We start from the raw sequence: 14,603 nt of genomic DNA, 5'->3' as shown, positions 1-14,603 counted from the left end.
CTTCCTCACGCGTCCACGTCGAGCCCGAAGGCCTTGGCCAGGTTCTCCGGTCGCAACACCACATCGGGGTCGCCGTGCTCGAGCACCCGGCGGTTGAGCAGCACCGCCTCGTCGGCCAGTTGTGGCAGGGCGTGCAGGTCGTGGGTGGAGACCAGGATCGTCGCGCCGTCGGCGGCGAGTTCGCGCAGCAGCGCGGTGATGGTGGCCTCCGAGCGCTTGTCGACGCCGGCGAACGGCTCGTCGAGCAGCAGGATCGTCGCCTCCTGCGCGATGCCGCGGGCCACGAACGCTCGCTTCTTCTGACCACCGGAGAGCTGGCCGATCTGGCGATCGGCGAGCTCGGTGAGGTCCACGCGGGCCAGCGCCTCGGCGACGGCGGCGCGATCGGCCCTGCTCGCCCGGCGGGTGAAGCCCATCTTCCCGTAGCGGCCGGTCATCACGACATCGCGCACCGACAGCGGAAAGCTCCAGTCCACGTCCTCGGATTGCGGCACGTAGCCGAGGCTGCCCGCCTTGCGGGCCGCGACGGGCGCGCTGCCGTTGATCAGCACGCGGCCGCGGTCGGGGGTGACCAGGCCCATGATCGTCTTGAACAGCGTCGACTTACCCGAACCGTTCATCCCGATCAGGCCGCAGACCCGGCCGGATTTCAGGGTCAGTTCGACATTGTCGAGGGCGAGCACGTCACCGTAGTGGACGGTGACGTCCTGGATCTCGACGACAGGCGCGGTGGTCATTTCGGGGCTCCGGCGAGTGCGGTGGCGATGGTGTTCGCGTCGTGGCGGATCAGCTGGAGGTAGGTCGGCACCGGGCCGTCGGCCTCCGAGAGCGAGTCGACGTAGAGCGTGCCACCGAAGCGCACGCCGGTGGCCTCCACCACGCGTTGCATCGGCGCGTCGGAGACGGTGGACTCGCAGAACACGGCGGGCACGCCGCGCTGGCGCACGAAGTCGATGGCCGAGCCGATCTGCTGCGGGGTCGCCTGCTGTTCGGCGTTGACCGGCCAGATGTACTTCTCGGTGAGCCCGGTGTCGCGGGCCAGGTAGGAGAACGCGCCCTCGCAGGTCACCAGGGCCCGCTGGTCGGCGGGCAGGGTGTTCACGGCGGCGACCAGATCGTCGCGGACGGCGCCGAGCTGAGCTTTGTAGGCGGCGCCGTTGACCCGGTAGGCCTCGGCGTGCTCGGGGTCGAGATCGGCGAAGGCGCGGACCATGTTGTCGACGTAGATCTGCGCGTTCACCGGCGACATCCACGCGTGCGGATTCGGCTTGCCGCGGTAGGCGTCCTCGCCGATGTCCATCGGGGTCACGCCCTCGCTGACCACCGCGTGCGGCACCTTCAGATCGGCGACGAACTGGGCGAACCAGGCTTCCAGATTGAGCCCGTTGTCCAGGATCAGGTCGGCCTTGGCCGCCTTCTTGATGTCGCCGGGTGTCGGCTCGTAACCGTGGATCTCGGCGCCGACCTTGGTGATCGACTCGACCCGCAGATGCTCGCCCGCGACATTGCGCGCCATGTCGGCGAGCACGGTGAAGGTGGTGAGCACCACCTTCTTGCCGTCGTCGTCGGCGGCGACTCCACCGCACGCGGTCAGCGAGAACGCCATGACACTGAGCACAGACGCCGCGAGCAGCCGGCGCCGTGACGAACCCGGCGTGCGGTGAAACCCAACCTTCATTCCAGAATTATATTGTTCGGGTTACCGAACTTTCAAGTTCAACGCCTGGAACAGACGCTGTGACGGTTCAGGATGCCCAGGGCGGGACGAAAGTCGAACCATCGGGCAGTTCCGCGGAGAAGCCGACGGGAACCGTCACGAACAGGACCGCGGGCTCATCGGTCGTATTGGTGAGACCGATCATCGACCCGGCGGGCGCGACGGCGGCATCCCGCTGCTTCATCGACGCCACCTCGCCGTCGATGGTGATCTCGACCTCGCCCGAGAGCAGGACGAAGACCTCCTCCCGCAGGATGCGATGGGGGACGCCCACCGAGCCGGGTGCGACCTCGGTCTGCCAGACACAGAGTTCGGCACTGCCGGTGCCGGGACGGATGAACGAGGTGAATCGGGCGTTGTGGATCTCGTGGACCTGAGCGTCGGCGGAACGGATGACCGGCATGAGCGCCTCTTTCAAATAGTCAATTAACTTGTCCATATAGTCAAGTAGATTGACCATTGTGTCAAGTGCCAGAATGACCGCTGTGCCCGAGAACCCGCCACCGGCATCCGATCTGCCCCTGTTGCTGCTGGCCGCGGCGACCGAGGTGAGCGCGGCGATCCAGGCGGGCGTCACCGCCGCGGGCTTCACCGACATCCGCCCGGCGCACGGATTCGCCTTCGTCCGGATGGCGCCCGACGGCGCGACCGTGGGCGAGATCGCCGAGCACCTGGGCGTCACCAAGCAGGCGGCCAGCCAGCTGGTCGACGAGCTGGTCACCAAGGGCTACGCCGACCGCAACCCGCATCCGCGCGACGCGCGCGCCCGCCTGATCACCCTCACCGACCGCGGCTGGGCCTGCACCCGCGCCGCCGACGCGGCCGCCGCCGCCTTCGCCGCACGCTGGGCGAACACCCTCGGTCCGACGACACTCGCGCAGACCAGGAATGCGATCGCCCGGATGGTCACACCGGGCCGGGTGCGCCCGTCGTGGTGATCATCACCGGGCGATGACGGGTAACGGTTAATCCGAAGAACAGGATTTTCAAAAGAACCCGCGTAGTGTCGCGTCGCGCGGCATACTCGGCAGCGAGCGGTGACGCGCCACCGCGGCATCCGGACCATCGCACCGGACGCGCCTCGTCACGTCAGTCACCGTTCTCACCCTCCCGACAGGATCGTCATGTCTTCCCTCGCCACCGTCGCCACGGTCGACACCATCACCCGCCACAAGTACGAGCGGTTGCAGTACACCGGCTCGGCGGGTGTCATCGACTCGCTCGAGGACCCGCGCCTGGTCGGCCGCTGGCACACCGAATTCCCCGGCTGGCACGGCGAGCACTGGGCATTCGAGGCGGGCACCGCCAGCCCCGGCCGGCTGCGCCCGATCAATGTCGCGGTGCGGCAGAGCTGATCAAGCCGCGCCCTCGGCCGCCGTCCGGTCGACGATGCGCGGGAACGGACTGGCCGCCTCCAGCTGGTAGGCCAGGTCGAGCAGCGACCGCTCGTCGCCCCGGCGGGCGGCGAGCTGGATCGAGCCGGGCAGGCCGTGCGGGAGCAGACCGTGCGGCAGCGACACCGCGGGCCCGCCGCCGACATTGTTGAGCGGCGTGAAGCCCACATAGTCGACCAGTTTCGTGAACAGCGCGTCGAAGGGCTGCCCCGGCGCCAGCTCGCCGATCCGCGGCGCCGGATGCGACAGCACCGGGGTGAGCAGCACGTCGACATCACGGAAATGCCGGTCGTAGGTGGCGGTTCCGGAGCGCAACCGCCAGGTGGACGCGGCCACCGCGAGCGGATTGCGCTTGGCCAGCCCGATCAGGCCGCTGGTGAACGGATCGAGTTTGCCCGCGTCGAAGTGGTCGCGGTGACCGAACCGGAACGACAGCGTCATCGCGGCGGCCATCATCGCCCAGTATCGCTTGAAGTCCTCGACGAACCGCGGTTCCACGTCGAGCCGCGTCTCGACGACCTCGTGACCGAGACCGGCCAGAATCCGCGCCGCCGAGGCGAGCACGGCGGCATTGTCGGGGTGCACCGGGCGACCGAGCACGTCCTCGCTGATCAGTCCGATCCGCAGGCGCCGCGCACTGGGCCCCTCGACCAGGCCGATCGGCGCCAGCTTCGGGTTCGCGCCGAACCGCTCGACCGCGGCCAGATAGTGCGCGGTGTCGCGGACCGACCTGGTCACCACACCCTCGGCGACCAGATGCACGGGCAGTTGCCGGGCGCCGGGCTGATCGAGCAGCCGGTTGCGAGTGGGCTTCAGGCCGACCAGACCGTTGGCCGCGGCGGGGATCCGGATCGAGCCGCCGCCGTCGTTGGCGTGCGCGATCGGCACCACCCCGGCCGCGACCAGCGCGGCCGAACCACCCGAGGACGCCCCGGCCGAATACTCGATGTTCCACGGATTGCGGGTCGGCGCCCGGCCGGTGAACTCGGTACTGGCGGTGAGCCCGAACTCCGGCAGCGTCGACTTGCCGAGCACGACCACGCCCGAATGCAGGAACTGCGCGCCGGGACCGCTGGTCACGGTGGCCGGGCGCGGAGTGAAGGCGGCCGACCCGTGGCAGCTGGGCAGTCCGGCGATATCGGTGTTGTCCTTGACGAACGCGGGCACCCCGGCGAACACGCCGGCCGTCTCCGGTGCCGAGGCCGCCCGCTCGAAGCACGCCACCTGCACCGCGTCCAGACTCGGGTCCACCCGCCGGGTCCGCGCGATGGCGGCCTCGAGCACCTCCGCCCGGCTGACCTCTCCCGCGCGCAACGCCGCGGCCACTCCGACGGCATCCAGCGTGCCGAGGGCATCATCGGTGAATCCATGGACGGTAGTGCTCATAGCCGCAGCGTAATGCGATCAGACGGCCATTTGCGGCGGTAACGAATTTCCTCGAGAAACCCTTAGAGTCCCGCGACCCCCGCGGGCCACGGGACTCCCGCCTACTTGGCGGGCGGGGTGAACGGCTGGTTGATCGTGGTGAAGTACTGGATGGCCGCGCCGAGGGCGACCGGCGCGGTCACCAGGATCTGTCCCGCCACGGCGCCGAGGGCGCCGATGGCGAGGATGCCGCCGAGGCAGCCGACCGCCGCCGCGGGCAGGAACGGGCCGAACAGGCCGACGATGGTGGCCGAGGCGACCGTCGCGCCGACGATCCCGCCGAGCACGCAGCCGACGGCGGCGCCGCCGAGTCCGCCGACCAGGGTGCCGACAGCGGCGCCGAGGGAGATGGTGCTGGTCATGCGTGACCAGGCGGCCTGTTCGCGGTCGTATTCCGACTTCCAGGGCGCTTTGTCCTCGAAGGGCAGTGCGACCGGTTTGTAGACGGCCTTGTCCATGCTCAGCTGGGGGGTGAGGGTGGCGGTGCGGCCGGTGATCTCGGCGGCGATCGGGAACTCGAAATCGTCGACGGCGAAGGTCAGCGGCGTCGCGGCGACGACGGTGCCCGCCGTGTCGCGCACCTGCAGCGCCCCGTTGTCCACCACCAGCGAGCCCTGCTCGATCTCGATGATCGACGCGGTCTCGGTGGCGTGGGCGGTGAAGGACACCGGTCGCTCCGGCGCCTGCGCGTGCGCCGCCCCGGTGGCGGCCGTCAACGCCGCCAGCGAAAGCACGGCGGGCACTACGAATTTCCTCATCAACATGCGTCTTCCTCATCATTTCCGTTCGAGCGAGCGCTCGACTGTCGCATCTTAACGATAATGGTTATCATTAGCACCTTGCTCGAGGCTGGGAGGCTACGTGGGACATCTGCTGATGGTGGAGAGTTGGGTCGGCTCGATGAGCACCCTGCTCCCGGCGGGAATCAAGGACACCGGGCACAGGTTCAGCTTCCTGACCAGGGATCTCGCGCACTACCTCCGACCGGGGACACCGACCCCGCACCCCCTGCTCGCCGCGGACAACGTGTTCACCGCCGAGACCAACGACGAGGCCACGCTGCTGCCCTACGTGCGAAAACTGCACGAGGTCTTCGGTTTCGACGGCGTGCTCACCTCCTGCGACTACTACCTGCCGACGGTCGCCGCGATCGCCGCCGACCTCGGCCTGCCGGGCGCCGGGCGCACCGCCGTGGCCGACGCGTGTGACAAGTACCGGACCAGACAGCTCTGCCACGCCGCCGGTGTCGCGGGCCCCGCCTTCGAGATCGCGCAGGACTGGGACGAGATCGTCGGCGCCGCCGCGATTCTCGGCTATCCACTGGTGGTGAAGCCGGTCGATCTGTGCGGCGGGATGTTCGTGCGCCGCGTCGAGAACGAGACCGAGCTGCGTGCCGCGGTGGACCGGATCGCCGGGTTTCCGGTGAACGCGCGTGGCCAGCGCCGCTCACCACGGGTGCTGCTCGAAGAGTGTGTCGACGGACCGGAATTCAGCGTCGAGACGGTGACCGTGGGTGGCCGCACGACGGTGATCGGCGTGACCGACAAGCAGCTCGCCGGGGAACCCGCGTTCATCGAAGCGGGTCACATGTTTCCCGCCGCGCTGTCGGACACCGAGACGGCGGCCGTCGTCGAACTCGCGGTGGCGGCCGTCGCCGCGCTGGGCCTGGACGCGACCGTCGCGCACACCGAGATCAAGCTGGGCGCGCGGGGCCCGCGCCTGATCGAGGTGAACCCGCGGCCCGCGGGCAACCGCATCACCGAACTCATCCGGCGGGTGACCGGAATCGACTTGGCCGCGACCTATGCCGAGGTCGCCGCGGGTGGCGTCCCGGATCTGACACCTCGCCCGACCGCGGTGGCGAGCGCGGCGGTCGCGTTCGCCGTGCCCACCGGGACCGGCGAACTCACGGGCATCGACGGCGCCGCCCACTGGGCCGAGGACCCCCGGATCGTGGAGTACACCCTCGCGACGCTCGGCACGCGGGTGCGGCCGGCGACCGACAACAACAGCTACCTCGGTCATGTCATGGTGACCGACACCGCGCCCGGTGGCGCGGGTGAGCCGGCCCGAAAACTGATCGCAGACCTGCGCTTCGAGCTCGCCGCGCCGGGTGGTCCGGCATGACCGTCGCCGCCTGTCCCCCCTCGGTCGCCGAACTCACCGAGTGGGCGCGCGCGGGCCTGCTCGGGCCCGACGCCACCTCCCTGCACGCCTCGACCGCGTTCCGCACCACCTACGGCACCCGCCACCCAGGCCGGACCCGCGGCTACCGCAACGAGGTGCTGAGCATCCGGCTCGGCGCGGCCGTCGGCTCGTGCGGGCTCGAACCCGGCACGGCCACGACCGAACTCGTCGACGACTGCGTCGCGGCCTCGATCGCGGAGTTGCTCGCGCATCCGCGCCCCGAGGTCAGGATCGCCGCGTTGGACGCCTACCTGATGCAGACGCACCCGCATCCGCACGCGGCCGGGGCGAGGGGCGAACCGGTGGTGATCGACGGGCCGACCTCCCTGACGAAGTCCCGTCGCCGGGCCACGGCGGTGGTCGACCTGCTGCCCGCCGGGGTCGGCAAGGTGCTGGTCGTCGGGGTGGTCGGCTCGCTGCTGGCCGAACTACGGGCGCGGGCGATCGAGTATCTGCCGTGTGACCTCGCGGGCGGCGTCACCGAATGGGGTGAGCCCGTGTACGAGTCCGTCGCGGCGGCCCCGCCGGACTTCGACGCGCTGCTGGTCACCGGAATGACGCTGGGTAACGGCAGTTTCGACACGCTGCGCGCTATCGCCGTCGATCGTGGTCTCCCGCTGGTGCTGTTCGCCCAGACCGGGAGCGCGGTGCTGCCGTGGTTCCTCGGCGCCGGCGTGCACGCGATCTCGGCCGAGCCGTACCCGTTCTTCTCCCTCGACGGCGGACCCAGCACCGTCGTCACCTATCGAGAGCGCTCATGACCACACCGCAGCCCGCCCTGCTCCAGCTCGTCGGCGGTACGCCCGTCGTGCCGATCGCCACCGAAAGCAGCTGGTACACGGCGAAACTCGAAGCCGCGAGCATCGCGGGCATGAAGGCTCGCGCGGCCCTGTCGATGCTGCGGGGCGCTACGGCCCGCGGCGAACTGGCGCCGGGCGCGACCATCATCGAATCCACCAGCGGCACCCTCGGTCTGGGGTTGGCGCTGGCGGGCAAGGCACTCGGGCATCCGGTCCTGCTCGTGGTCGACGACGAGCTGGAACCCGAACTGCGCTCGCTGTTCTCGGCCTTCGGGATCACCCTCGAGGTCGTCGCCACCCCGCACCCGACGGGCGGGTGGCAGCGCGCCCGGCTGGACCGGCTCGCCGAGCTGCTCGCCGCGACACCGGGCGCCTATTGGCCCGACCAGTACGACAACCCCGACAACGCGGGCGGCTACCGGGCGATGGGTGCGGAGATCCTCGACCAGGTCGACACCGTCGATGTGCTCGTCGCCTCGATCGGCTCGGGCGGACATTGCGCCGGGCTCACCCGGGTACTGCGCACCCGGTGGCCCCACCTACGCGTGATCGGGGTGGACGCGGTCGGCTCCCGCATCTTCGGCCAGCCCGACCGGCGCAGACTCATGCGCGGTCTGGGCAGCAGCATCCTGCCCCGCAATGTGGCCTACGCCGATTTCGACGAGGTGCACTGGGTGGGTGCCAGTGAGGCGGTCGCGTCGTGCCGTCGGCTCGCGGCCTCGACCGGGATCGCCGGCGGCTGGAGCACGGGCGCCGCCGCCCTGGTCGCGGGCTGGGCCGCCGACCGCGCACCGGAAGCCCGGGTGCTCACCGTGTTTCCCGACGGGCCGCACCGTTACCTGCGCACCATCTACGACGACGACTGGTGCCACGCCAACAACCTGCTCGGCCCGCACGCTCACGCACCGGCAGAGCTCCAATCGCCCACGGGGTCAGAGGTGACCGGCTGGGGCCGCTGCGCGATCGTGCGCGATCCCGCCGCGGAGGTGACGGCGTGATCCGGCTCGCCGGCAGCCGCGCCGGGTTCGCGGTCGCGCGGCGGGGCCGCCGGATGAGCGGGCCGGCCACGTTCCGCGCGATGCCGGGTGCGGTGCGGCTGCTGCTGGTGAATCACCTTGTCGGACATATCGGCTTCTACCTGCTGGTGCCCTTCCTGGCGGAGTACCTCCTCGACGACCTCGCCCTGTCGGCGGCGGTGGTCGGTGTGGTGCTCGGGGTCCGCAATCTCAGCCAGCAGGGACTGTTCCTGGTCGGCGGCTCGGCGGCGGACCGGCTCGGCGCCCGCGGCGTGATCATGACCGGACTCGCCGTCCGGGCGCTCGGCTTCGCGCTGTTCGCCGTGGGCGGGTCGCTGCCGGTGGTGCTGGCGGCCTCGGTGCTCACCGGTTTCGCGGGGGCACTGTTCAATCCGGCGGTCCGGGCCTTCATCGCCCGCGACAGCGGTGCCCGTTCCGCGCAGGCGTTCGCGCTGTTCAACGTGTTCGGCAACGCGGGCTCGGCGATCGGTCCGGTGCTCGGCACCGTCCTGATCGCGGCGGGCTTCCGGATATCCGCGCTGGTCGCGGCCGCGATCTTCGCGGTGCTCGCGGTGGTGCAGTGGCTGCTGCTGCCCGCCCGTCCGGTGCCCCGGCACGACGGCGGCGTCGGGGCCGACTTCGCGACGGTGTTCACCGATCGCCGGTTCTGGGCCTTCACCCTCGCCCTGATGCCGATGTTCGCGCTGCAGAGCCAGATCTACTTCGTGTTCACCCTGCAGGCACAGGACGGCGCGGGGCCGGGGCACGGTCCCGCCGCGGTGGCCGCGCTGTTCGTGGTGGAGACGATCGCGGTGGTGGCGTTGCAGGTGCGGGTCACCACGGTGCTGGCGCGCCGATCGCGGCGGGGGCCCGCGATGGCGCTCGGGATGGCGATCATGGGTCTGTCGTTCCTGCTGCCACCCGCCCTGGCGGGGCTGGTCGCGGCGGCGGGTGATGGTCTGGTGGGCACCGTGATCCGCGTCGCGCCTGTGGTGGCGGCCGCGGTGCTGCTGGCTCTCGGTGTGACGGCGGTGCAACCGTTCGTGAACGAGGCGATCGGCCGCTTCGCCGGGAATCGGCTGACCGGAACGTATTTCGGCGCGTTCTATCTGGCATCGGGGGTGTTCACGGTCGTGGCCACCTCGGTGATCGGCGCGGTGCTCGATCGCGCGGGCGGACCACTCACCTGGCCGCCCGCCCTGCTCTGCGCCGCGGCGGGACTGCTGTCGGCGTTCGCCCTGCTACGCCTGCACCACCACGACGTGCTGCCCGGCCCCGGCCCCAGCCCCGAGACCATCGACACCGACGCCCCGCCGGCTCCCCCAGCGCACATGCCCGGCGCCACCGATGCCGTCGCCCCTGCGACTTCCCCCACGCGCAAGCCCGGCGCCACCGGTAGCGATGCCCCTCCTGCTCCCCCGGGCCGCATTCCCAGCTCCACCGGCATCGGCGGAACTCCCGATCTCGCGGCCCGCGCGCCCGGCGCCACCCGTAGCGGTGCCTCTCGCGGGGCGTCGGCGGCCACGGTACCCAGCGGCGACTCTCCCGGCGAACGGCGGTGACACCGATGACCACCGACCTCACCGCGTCCGGGATCGGCGTCGGGCGCGCCTACGGCAGCTGCGGGGAACTGCTGCAAGGCGTCACCGCGCGTGATCGGCACTTCCTGGTCACCCTGCCCATCCGGCGCGGCTCCGTGGCCGTCTTCGAGCCCGGCGGCGACGGCATCACCGTGGTGCCGGAACAGAAGTCGAAGGCGCGCAGGCTGGCGAGCGCGATGGTCGCCCGGTCCCGGGTGCTGCGGGGCGGACGGCTGACCCTGCACAGCGAACTGCCCGAGGGCAAGGGCCTGGCCAGTTCCACCGCCGACCTCGTCGCCACCGCTCGCGCGGTCGCCGACGCCGAGGGCCGCACCGTGCCCGTCGACGAACTCGAGGCCGACCTGCGCGCCATCGAACCCTCCGACGGCGTCATGTATCCGGGCACCGTCGCCTACTTCCATCGCGAGGTCAGGCTGCTCGCCCGGCTCGGCACGCTGCCGCCGCTGACCATCGTCACCGGCGACGAGGGCGGTGCGGTCGACACCGTCGAATTCAACCGCGCCGGGCCGTGTTTCGGCCCGGCCGACAAGCGCGAATACGACCGGCTGCTGAGCGAACTGACGGTCGCGGTCGCACGCGGCGACCTCGCCGGGGTCGGGGCGGTCGCCACCCGCAGCGCGGTGCTCAGCGCGACGCTGCGGGACCGGCCGCATCTGGACGCGACGATCCGCGCGGCGCGCGCGATCGGCGCGCTCGGCGTCGTCGTCGCGCACAGCGGCACCACGACGGGGATCCTGCTGGCCGACAGCGATTCCCGGCTGCGCGAGCAGGTTCTCGCCGCGCGGCGCATCTGCGACGGCTTCGCCTGCTCGGTCACGGTGCACCACTCGTGGCGGCCCGCCGTCGACACGCCGCCGCGCGAGCGCGCCCACCTGTCGTCCCACCCCCGAGCAGAGAGCACACCGCGATGATCACCGTCAACCAGATCCGCTTCACCTACGACGGCCGAACGACCCTCGACGACATCACCTTCCAGGTCGAGCAGGGCAGCACGATCGGGCTGATCGGGCCGAACGGGTCCGGCAAGTCCACCCTGCTGCGGTTGATGTATCGCGCGCTGCGCCCGGCGGGCGGCACCGTCGTGATCGATACGACGCCGGTCGACCAGCTGCGCGGCCGGGCGCTCGCGAGCCGGCTGGCCGTGGTCGCCCAGGAATCCCCGCCGGACACCCCGGTCACCGTCGCCGAGACGGTGCTGCTCGGCCGGTCGCCGTGGGTCGGTGCGTTCCAAGGGTATGCACGCGCCGACCGGATCGCCGCCGCGGCCGCGCTCGACCACGTCGGGGCGCGAGCGCTGGCCGAACGCCGGTTCGCGACCCTGTCCGGCGGCGAACGGCAGCGCGTCCTGATCGCCAGGGCGCTGGCCCAGCAGGCCGACCATCTGCTGCTCGACGAACCGACCAACCACCTCGACATCCGCTACCAACACGAACTGCTCGGCCTGGTCCGCGGCCTCACCGCGACCACCACCATCGTGGTGCTGCACGAGCTGAACCTGGCCGCGCGCTACTGCGACCGGCTCGTCCTGCTCGACGGCGGCCGGGTCGCCGCCGCGGGCACCGTGTCCGACGTCCTGACCCCGGAAGTCCTCGAGCCCGTCTACGGCATCCCGGTCCGCCGGACCACCGCCTTCGGCGCGATCCAACTCCTCTTCGGCCCCACCGACGAACCGACAGCCGCCCGGGCCAACCAACCGGCGGCCGCCCCGGCCGACCGGTCGGTGCAGGCGCGAGCATCCACCGCGGACCCCGGCGATCCCGACACACCGAGCGACGACACACCGTCGCCCGCGAACCGAGAGGCGGTTGCGCAATGACCGCGACGCTCACGATCCCACCCACGGTCGACGATCTCGACCACGCCCGGCACCGGCGGCGCGCGCTCCTGCCGGCCGGTGTACTGGGTGTCGCGCTCGTGGTGACCCTGCTGGTGGCCGCGGGGCTGGGGCCGGTGGCGGTGCCGCCGGGCACGGTCGCGCGGATCATCGGCCACCACACCCTCGGGCACCCGGTGACGGCCGACTGGACCTCCGCGCAGGACTCCATCGTCTGGCTGGTGCGGGTGCCCCGGGTGCTGCTCGGCGCGCTCGTCGGGGCGGCACTGGCGATCACCGGTGCGGTGCTGCAGACCGTGGTGCGGAATGTGCTCGCCGACCCGCACATCCTCGGCGTCACCTCCGGCGCCTCGACCGGCGCCGCGGTGTATCTGCTGTTCGGGATCACCGCGGCGACGACGGCGACGGCCCTGGCGGCGAGCGCGTTCGTCGGCGCGCTGGCCGCCACCGCGCTGCTGTTCGTCATCGCGCGGATCAACGGACAGCTCACCTCGCTGCGGCTACTGCTGGGCGGGGTCACGATCGGCTACATCTTCGCCGCGGCGACCAGCTTCCTGATCTTCGCCTCCGACCGGCCCGAAGGCGCCCGGACGGTGCTGTTCTGGCTGCTCGGTTCGCTGGCACCCGCCGCGTGGTCCTCGGTGGCGACCACGGTGGCCGTCGTCGCGGTGACCACGGTCGCGGTGCTGCTGCTGGCTCCGCGCCTGGACGCGCTGGCCGCGGGCGACGACACCGCGCGCACGCTCGGCGTCGCCCCGAACCGGATCCGGTTGTGGGCGTTGCTGCTCGTCGCGCTGGCCGTCGGCGCGGTGGTGGCCGTGGCCGGTGCCATCGGCTTCGTCGGGCTGATCGTGCCGCACGTCGCCCGGCTCTGCGCCGGTGCGGCGCACCGACAGCTGCTGGTGGTCAGCGGGCTGCTCGGGGCGCTGTTCCTGGTGGTCGCCGATGTGGCCGCGCGGACGGTGTTCGCGCCGCGCGAGCTGCCCATCGGCATCGTCACCGCAGCCGTCGGCGCGCCCCTGCTGCTGATCCTGATCCGGCGCTTCCAGGCCCCGGCCTCCTGAATTCTTCGCTCCACGAAAGGAAACCCGATCACCGTGTTCTCAGGTGTCTCCGCGTCGCGCCGTGCGACGTTGCCCGTTCTCGCCCTGCTCACCAGTGCCGTCGTCGCCGGGTGCGGCACGCCCGCCCCGGCCACCACCCCGGCTGCCGACGGCTTCCCGATGACGATCTCGAGCTGCGGTCGCGAGGTCACCTTCACCGCGCCGCCGCAGCGCGTCGTCACCGTCGGGTCCATCGCCGCTCCGCTGATCGCCGCGGCGGGCGCGGCCGATCGCATCGTCACCCGCACCTTCGAAGCCGCCGCCTTCCCCGGCGAATACGGCGATCGGCTGAAAGGCATCGAAATCACCGCGCCGACCGCGGAACTCGCGCGCGAGGAGATCATCAGCCGCGCCCCCGACCTGGTGGTGAGCGTCGAAGGACTCTCGGTGACCCCCGACGACCTCGCCCAGGTGAACATCCCGCTGATCGTGACCCGCGGCTACTGCCGCGACGCGGCGGGCACCTTCGAGGACGTGTTCGCCGACATCTCCCTCTACGGCAAGCTCTTCGGCACCGCGAGTGCCGCCGACGCCGAGGTCACCGCATTACAGCGCCGCGTCGACGCCGTCACCCAGCGGCATCCGGCCGGCGCCGCCCGCATTCCGGCCGCGGCGCTGATCATCTCCCGCGACGGCGCCCAGCTGAAGGCCTACGGGGCCAAGAGCACCGTCGACGCCCAGATGAAGATCCTGGGCCTGGACAACATCTACGGCGGCATCGACAAGCGCAACTTCGAAGCCAATACCGAGACCCTCATCGCCCGCGATCCGGCGGTGATCATCCTGCTCACCCAGGGCGATCAGACGCCCGAGGCGGTCCGCACCGCACTGCGTCAGCGACCCGAACTCGCCGGGCTGCGCGCGATCCGCGACGACCGGATCATCGTGGCGCCCTTCGGTTACACCGGGCCGGGACCGGTCGCGGTCGAGGGACTGGAAGTGCTCGACCGGGAACTGGAGCGGGTGCGATGACCACCGCCACCACCGACTATCTCGTCCGGCCCGCCGGACTCGCGGATCTGCCGGGCGCGCGCAGCGTCATGCTCGACACCTTCTATCGCGTGTTCGGCATCGGCTACCTGCCCGAATACCACCAGGACGTGATCGATCCGGAGAACGCGTACCTGCGCGAGCCCCGCCATCGGCTCTGGGTCGCCGAACACGACGGCGCGATCGTCGCGACCACCGCGGTCCGGGCGCAGGGGCCCGCGCACCCACCGCATCCGGCCGAGCTCGCCCTGGCCTATCCGGACGCGACCACCGCGCAGCTGTTCCGGGTCTACGTCCGGCCCGAACACCACCGGCGCGGCCTGGCCACCCGGCTGGTCGCGGCGGCGATCGAGCACGTGCGCGCCACGTCGTCGTTCGAGAAGCTGTACCTGCACACCGACGCGCGGACACCCGGCGCCCTGGAATTCTGGCTCACCTTCGGCCGGGTCGTGCACGACGCGCGCGGCCCCCACGACGGATTCCAGACCGTGCATCTGGAAATCCCGCTGGACCGGGAACAGCCGCGCTGACAGGGG

General features: G+C 71.3%; 16 protein-coding genes. 11 read left to right on the top strand and 5 right to left on the bottom strand.

From position 1 onward, the window contains the following. Nucleotides 1–5: 5 nt before the first annotated feature. The 3 genes from ACIO52_RS15705 to ACIO52_RS15695 all read right to left on the bottom strand — a co-directional run bounded on the left by ACIO52_RS15705 (nucleotide 6) and on the right by ACIO52_RS15695 (nucleotide 2,156). The gene (locus tag ACIO52_RS15705) at nucleotides 6–737 is read right to left on the bottom strand and encodes a metal ABC transporter ATP-binding protein (RefSeq protein ID WP_218717977.1); all 732 of its coding nucleotides are present in this window, start codon (nucleotides 735–737) and stop codon (nucleotides 6–8) included. Further along, on the bottom strand, nucleotides 734–1,678 hold the full coding sequence (locus ACIO52_RS15700) for a metal ABC transporter substrate-binding protein (protein WP_402644507.1): 945 nt from the start codon (nucleotides 1,676–1,678) through the stop codon (nucleotides 734–736). The genes ACIO52_RS15705 and ACIO52_RS15700 overlap by 4 nt, the downstream gene beginning before the upstream one ends. Before the next feature lie 67 nt (nucleotides 1,679–1,745). Then, nucleotides 1,746–2,156: a cupin domain-containing protein gene (locus ACIO52_RS15695; RefSeq protein WP_402644505.1), complete on the bottom strand. Its 411-nt coding sequence runs from the start codon at nucleotides 2,154–2,156 to the stop codon at nucleotides 1,746–1,748. 37 nt (nucleotides 2,157–2,193) lie between these two features. On the opposite strand from ACIO52_RS15695, the gene ACIO52_RS15690 reads away from it, so the two are divergent. Next, nucleotides 2,194–2,655, top strand: coding sequence for a MarR family winged helix-turn-helix transcriptional regulator (locus tag ACIO52_RS15690; RefSeq protein ID WP_402644502.1), 462 nt, complete (start codon nucleotides 2,194–2,196; stop codon nucleotides 2,653–2,655). A 186-nt stretch (nucleotides 2,656–2,841) separates the two neighbouring features. Then, a complete protein-coding gene (locus ACIO52_RS15685; protein WP_218717980.1) occupies nucleotides 2,842–3,072 on the top strand; it encodes a hypothetical protein in 231 nt (76 codons plus the stop codon). On the opposite strand, the gene ACIO52_RS15680 is transcribed toward ACIO52_RS15685, so the two are convergent. Together ACIO52_RS15680 and ACIO52_RS15675 are read right to left on the bottom strand one after the other, a co-directional pair. Further along, nucleotides 3,073–4,497: an amidase gene (locus ACIO52_RS15680; RefSeq protein ID WP_218717981.1), complete on the bottom strand. Its 1,425-nt coding sequence runs from the start codon at nucleotides 4,495–4,497 to the stop codon at nucleotides 3,073–3,075. Between the two features lie 101 nt (nucleotides 4,498–4,598). Beyond that, the gene (locus ACIO52_RS15675; RefSeq protein WP_402644498.1) at nucleotides 4,599–5,294 is read right to left on the bottom strand and encodes a hypothetical protein; all 696 of its coding nucleotides are present in this window, start codon (nucleotides 5,292–5,294) and stop codon (nucleotides 4,599–4,601) included. 103 nt (nucleotides 5,295–5,397) lie between these two features. Between ACIO52_RS15675 and ACIO52_RS15670 the strand changes: the two genes are divergently transcribed. From ACIO52_RS15670 to ACIO52_RS15630, 9 genes are read left to right on the top strand one after another with little or no spacing between them, the layout of a single operon-like run. Beyond that, nucleotides 5,398–6,663 (top strand): ATP-grasp domain-containing protein, encoded by a 1,266-nt coding sequence (locus ACIO52_RS15670; protein WP_402644496.1) that lies wholly within the window; start codon nucleotides 5,398–5,400, stop codon nucleotides 6,661–6,663. Next, nucleotides 6,660–7,484, top strand: coding sequence for a hypothetical protein (locus ACIO52_RS15665; protein WP_316573767.1), 825 nt, complete (start codon nucleotides 6,660–6,662; stop codon nucleotides 7,482–7,484). The genes ACIO52_RS15670 and ACIO52_RS15665 overlap by 4 nt, the downstream gene beginning before the upstream one ends. After that, nucleotides 7,481–8,521: a pyridoxal-phosphate dependent enzyme gene (locus ACIO52_RS15660; RefSeq protein ID WP_316573766.1), complete on the top strand. Its 1,041-nt coding sequence runs from the start codon at nucleotides 7,481–7,483 to the stop codon at nucleotides 8,519–8,521. The genes ACIO52_RS15665 and ACIO52_RS15660 overlap by 4 nt, the downstream gene beginning before the upstream one ends. Beyond that, nucleotides 8,518–10,101 carry an MFS transporter gene (locus ACIO52_RS15655; protein WP_402644491.1) on the top strand — a complete coding sequence of 528 codons (1,584 nt, stop codon included), beginning with the start codon at nucleotides 8,518–8,520 and terminating at the stop codon, nucleotides 10,099–10,101. The genes ACIO52_RS15660 and ACIO52_RS15655 overlap by 4 nt, the downstream gene beginning before the upstream one ends. Nucleotides 10,102–10,106: 5 nt before the next feature. After that, nucleotides 10,107–11,051, top strand: coding sequence for a hypothetical protein (locus tag ACIO52_RS15650; RefSeq protein ID WP_218716564.1), 945 nt, complete (start codon nucleotides 10,107–10,109; stop codon nucleotides 11,049–11,051). Further along, the gene (locus tag ACIO52_RS15645) at nucleotides 11,048–11,956 is read left to right on the top strand and encodes an ABC transporter ATP-binding protein (protein ID WP_402644487.1); all 909 of its coding nucleotides are present in this window, start codon (nucleotides 11,048–11,050) and stop codon (nucleotides 11,954–11,956) included. The genes ACIO52_RS15650 and ACIO52_RS15645 overlap by 4 nt, the downstream gene beginning before the upstream one ends. After that, nucleotides 11,953–13,038, top strand: coding sequence for an iron ABC transporter permease (locus ACIO52_RS15640; RefSeq protein WP_316573762.1), 1,086 nt, complete (start codon nucleotides 11,953–11,955; stop codon nucleotides 13,036–13,038). The genes ACIO52_RS15645 and ACIO52_RS15640 overlap by 4 nt, the downstream gene beginning before the upstream one ends. Nucleotides 13,039–13,071: 33 nt before the next feature. After that, nucleotides 13,072–14,049 carry an ABC transporter substrate-binding protein gene (locus ACIO52_RS15635; protein WP_218716566.1) on the top strand — a complete coding sequence of 326 codons (978 nt, stop codon included), beginning with the start codon at nucleotides 13,072–13,074 and terminating at the stop codon, nucleotides 14,047–14,049. Then, nucleotides 14,046–14,597, top strand: coding sequence for a GNAT family N-acetyltransferase (locus ACIO52_RS15630; RefSeq protein WP_218716567.1), 552 nt, complete (start codon nucleotides 14,046–14,048; stop codon nucleotides 14,595–14,597). The genes ACIO52_RS15635 and ACIO52_RS15630 overlap by 4 nt, the downstream gene beginning before the upstream one ends. Nucleotides 14,598–14,603 lie beyond the last annotated feature (6 nt).

This window comes from Nocardia sp. NPDC087230 (assembly GCF_044744725.1).
In the GTDB taxonomy this organism is placed as follows: Bacteria; Actinomycetota; Actinomycetes; order Mycobacteriales; family Mycobacteriaceae; genus Nocardia; species Nocardia canadensis.
The sequence above is the reverse complement of the archived record's forward strand: the minus strand, read 5'-3'. Positions and strand labels throughout refer to the sequence as shown.

Excerpts from the sequence above, each read along its gene's own strand:
- ACIO52_RS15705 (WP_218717977.1), bottom strand. The coding sequence starts at position 737 with ATGACCACCGCGCCTGTCGTCGAGATCCAGGACGTCACCGTCCACTAC.
- ACIO52_RS15700 (WP_402644507.1), bottom strand. The coding sequence starts at position 1,678 with ATGAAGGTTGGGTTTCACCGCACGCCGGGTTCGTCACGGCGCCGGCTG.
- ACIO52_RS15695 (WP_402644505.1), bottom strand. The coding sequence starts at position 2,156 with ATGGACAAGTTAATTGACTATTTGAAAGAGGCGCTCATGCCGGTCATC.
- ACIO52_RS15690 (WP_402644502.1), top strand. The coding sequence starts at position 2,194 with ATGACCGCTGTGCCCGAGAACCCGCCACCGGCATCCGATCTGCCCCTG.
- ACIO52_RS15685 (WP_218717980.1), top strand. The coding sequence starts at position 2,842 with ATGTCTTCCCTCGCCACCGTCGCCACGGTCGACACCATCACCCGCCAC.
- ACIO52_RS15680 (WP_218717981.1), bottom strand. The coding sequence starts at position 4,497 with ATGAGCACTACCGTCCATGGATTCACCGATGATGCCCTCGGCACGCTG.
- ACIO52_RS15675 (WP_402644498.1), bottom strand. The coding sequence starts at position 5,294 with ATGAGGAAATTCGTAGTGCCCGCCGTGCTTTCGCTGGCGGCGTTGACG.
- ACIO52_RS15665 (WP_316573767.1), top strand. The coding sequence starts at position 6,660 with ATGACCGTCGCCGCCTGTCCCCCCTCGGTCGCCGAACTCACCGAGTGG.
- ACIO52_RS15660 (WP_316573766.1), top strand. The coding sequence starts at position 7,481 with ATGACCACACCGCAGCCCGCCCTGCTCCAGCTCGTCGGCGGTACGCCC.
- ACIO52_RS15650 (WP_218716564.1), top strand. The coding sequence starts at position 10,107 with ATGACCACCGACCTCACCGCGTCCGGGATCGGCGTCGGGCGCGCCTAC.
- ACIO52_RS15645 (WP_402644487.1), top strand. The coding sequence starts at position 11,048 with ATGATCACCGTCAACCAGATCCGCTTCACCTACGACGGCCGAACGACC.
- ACIO52_RS15640 (WP_316573762.1), top strand. The coding sequence starts at position 11,953 with ATGACCGCGACGCTCACGATCCCACCCACGGTCGACGATCTCGACCAC.
- ACIO52_RS15630 (WP_218716567.1), top strand. The coding sequence starts at position 14,046 with ATGACCACCGCCACCACCGACTATCTCGTCCGGCCCGCCGGACTCGCG.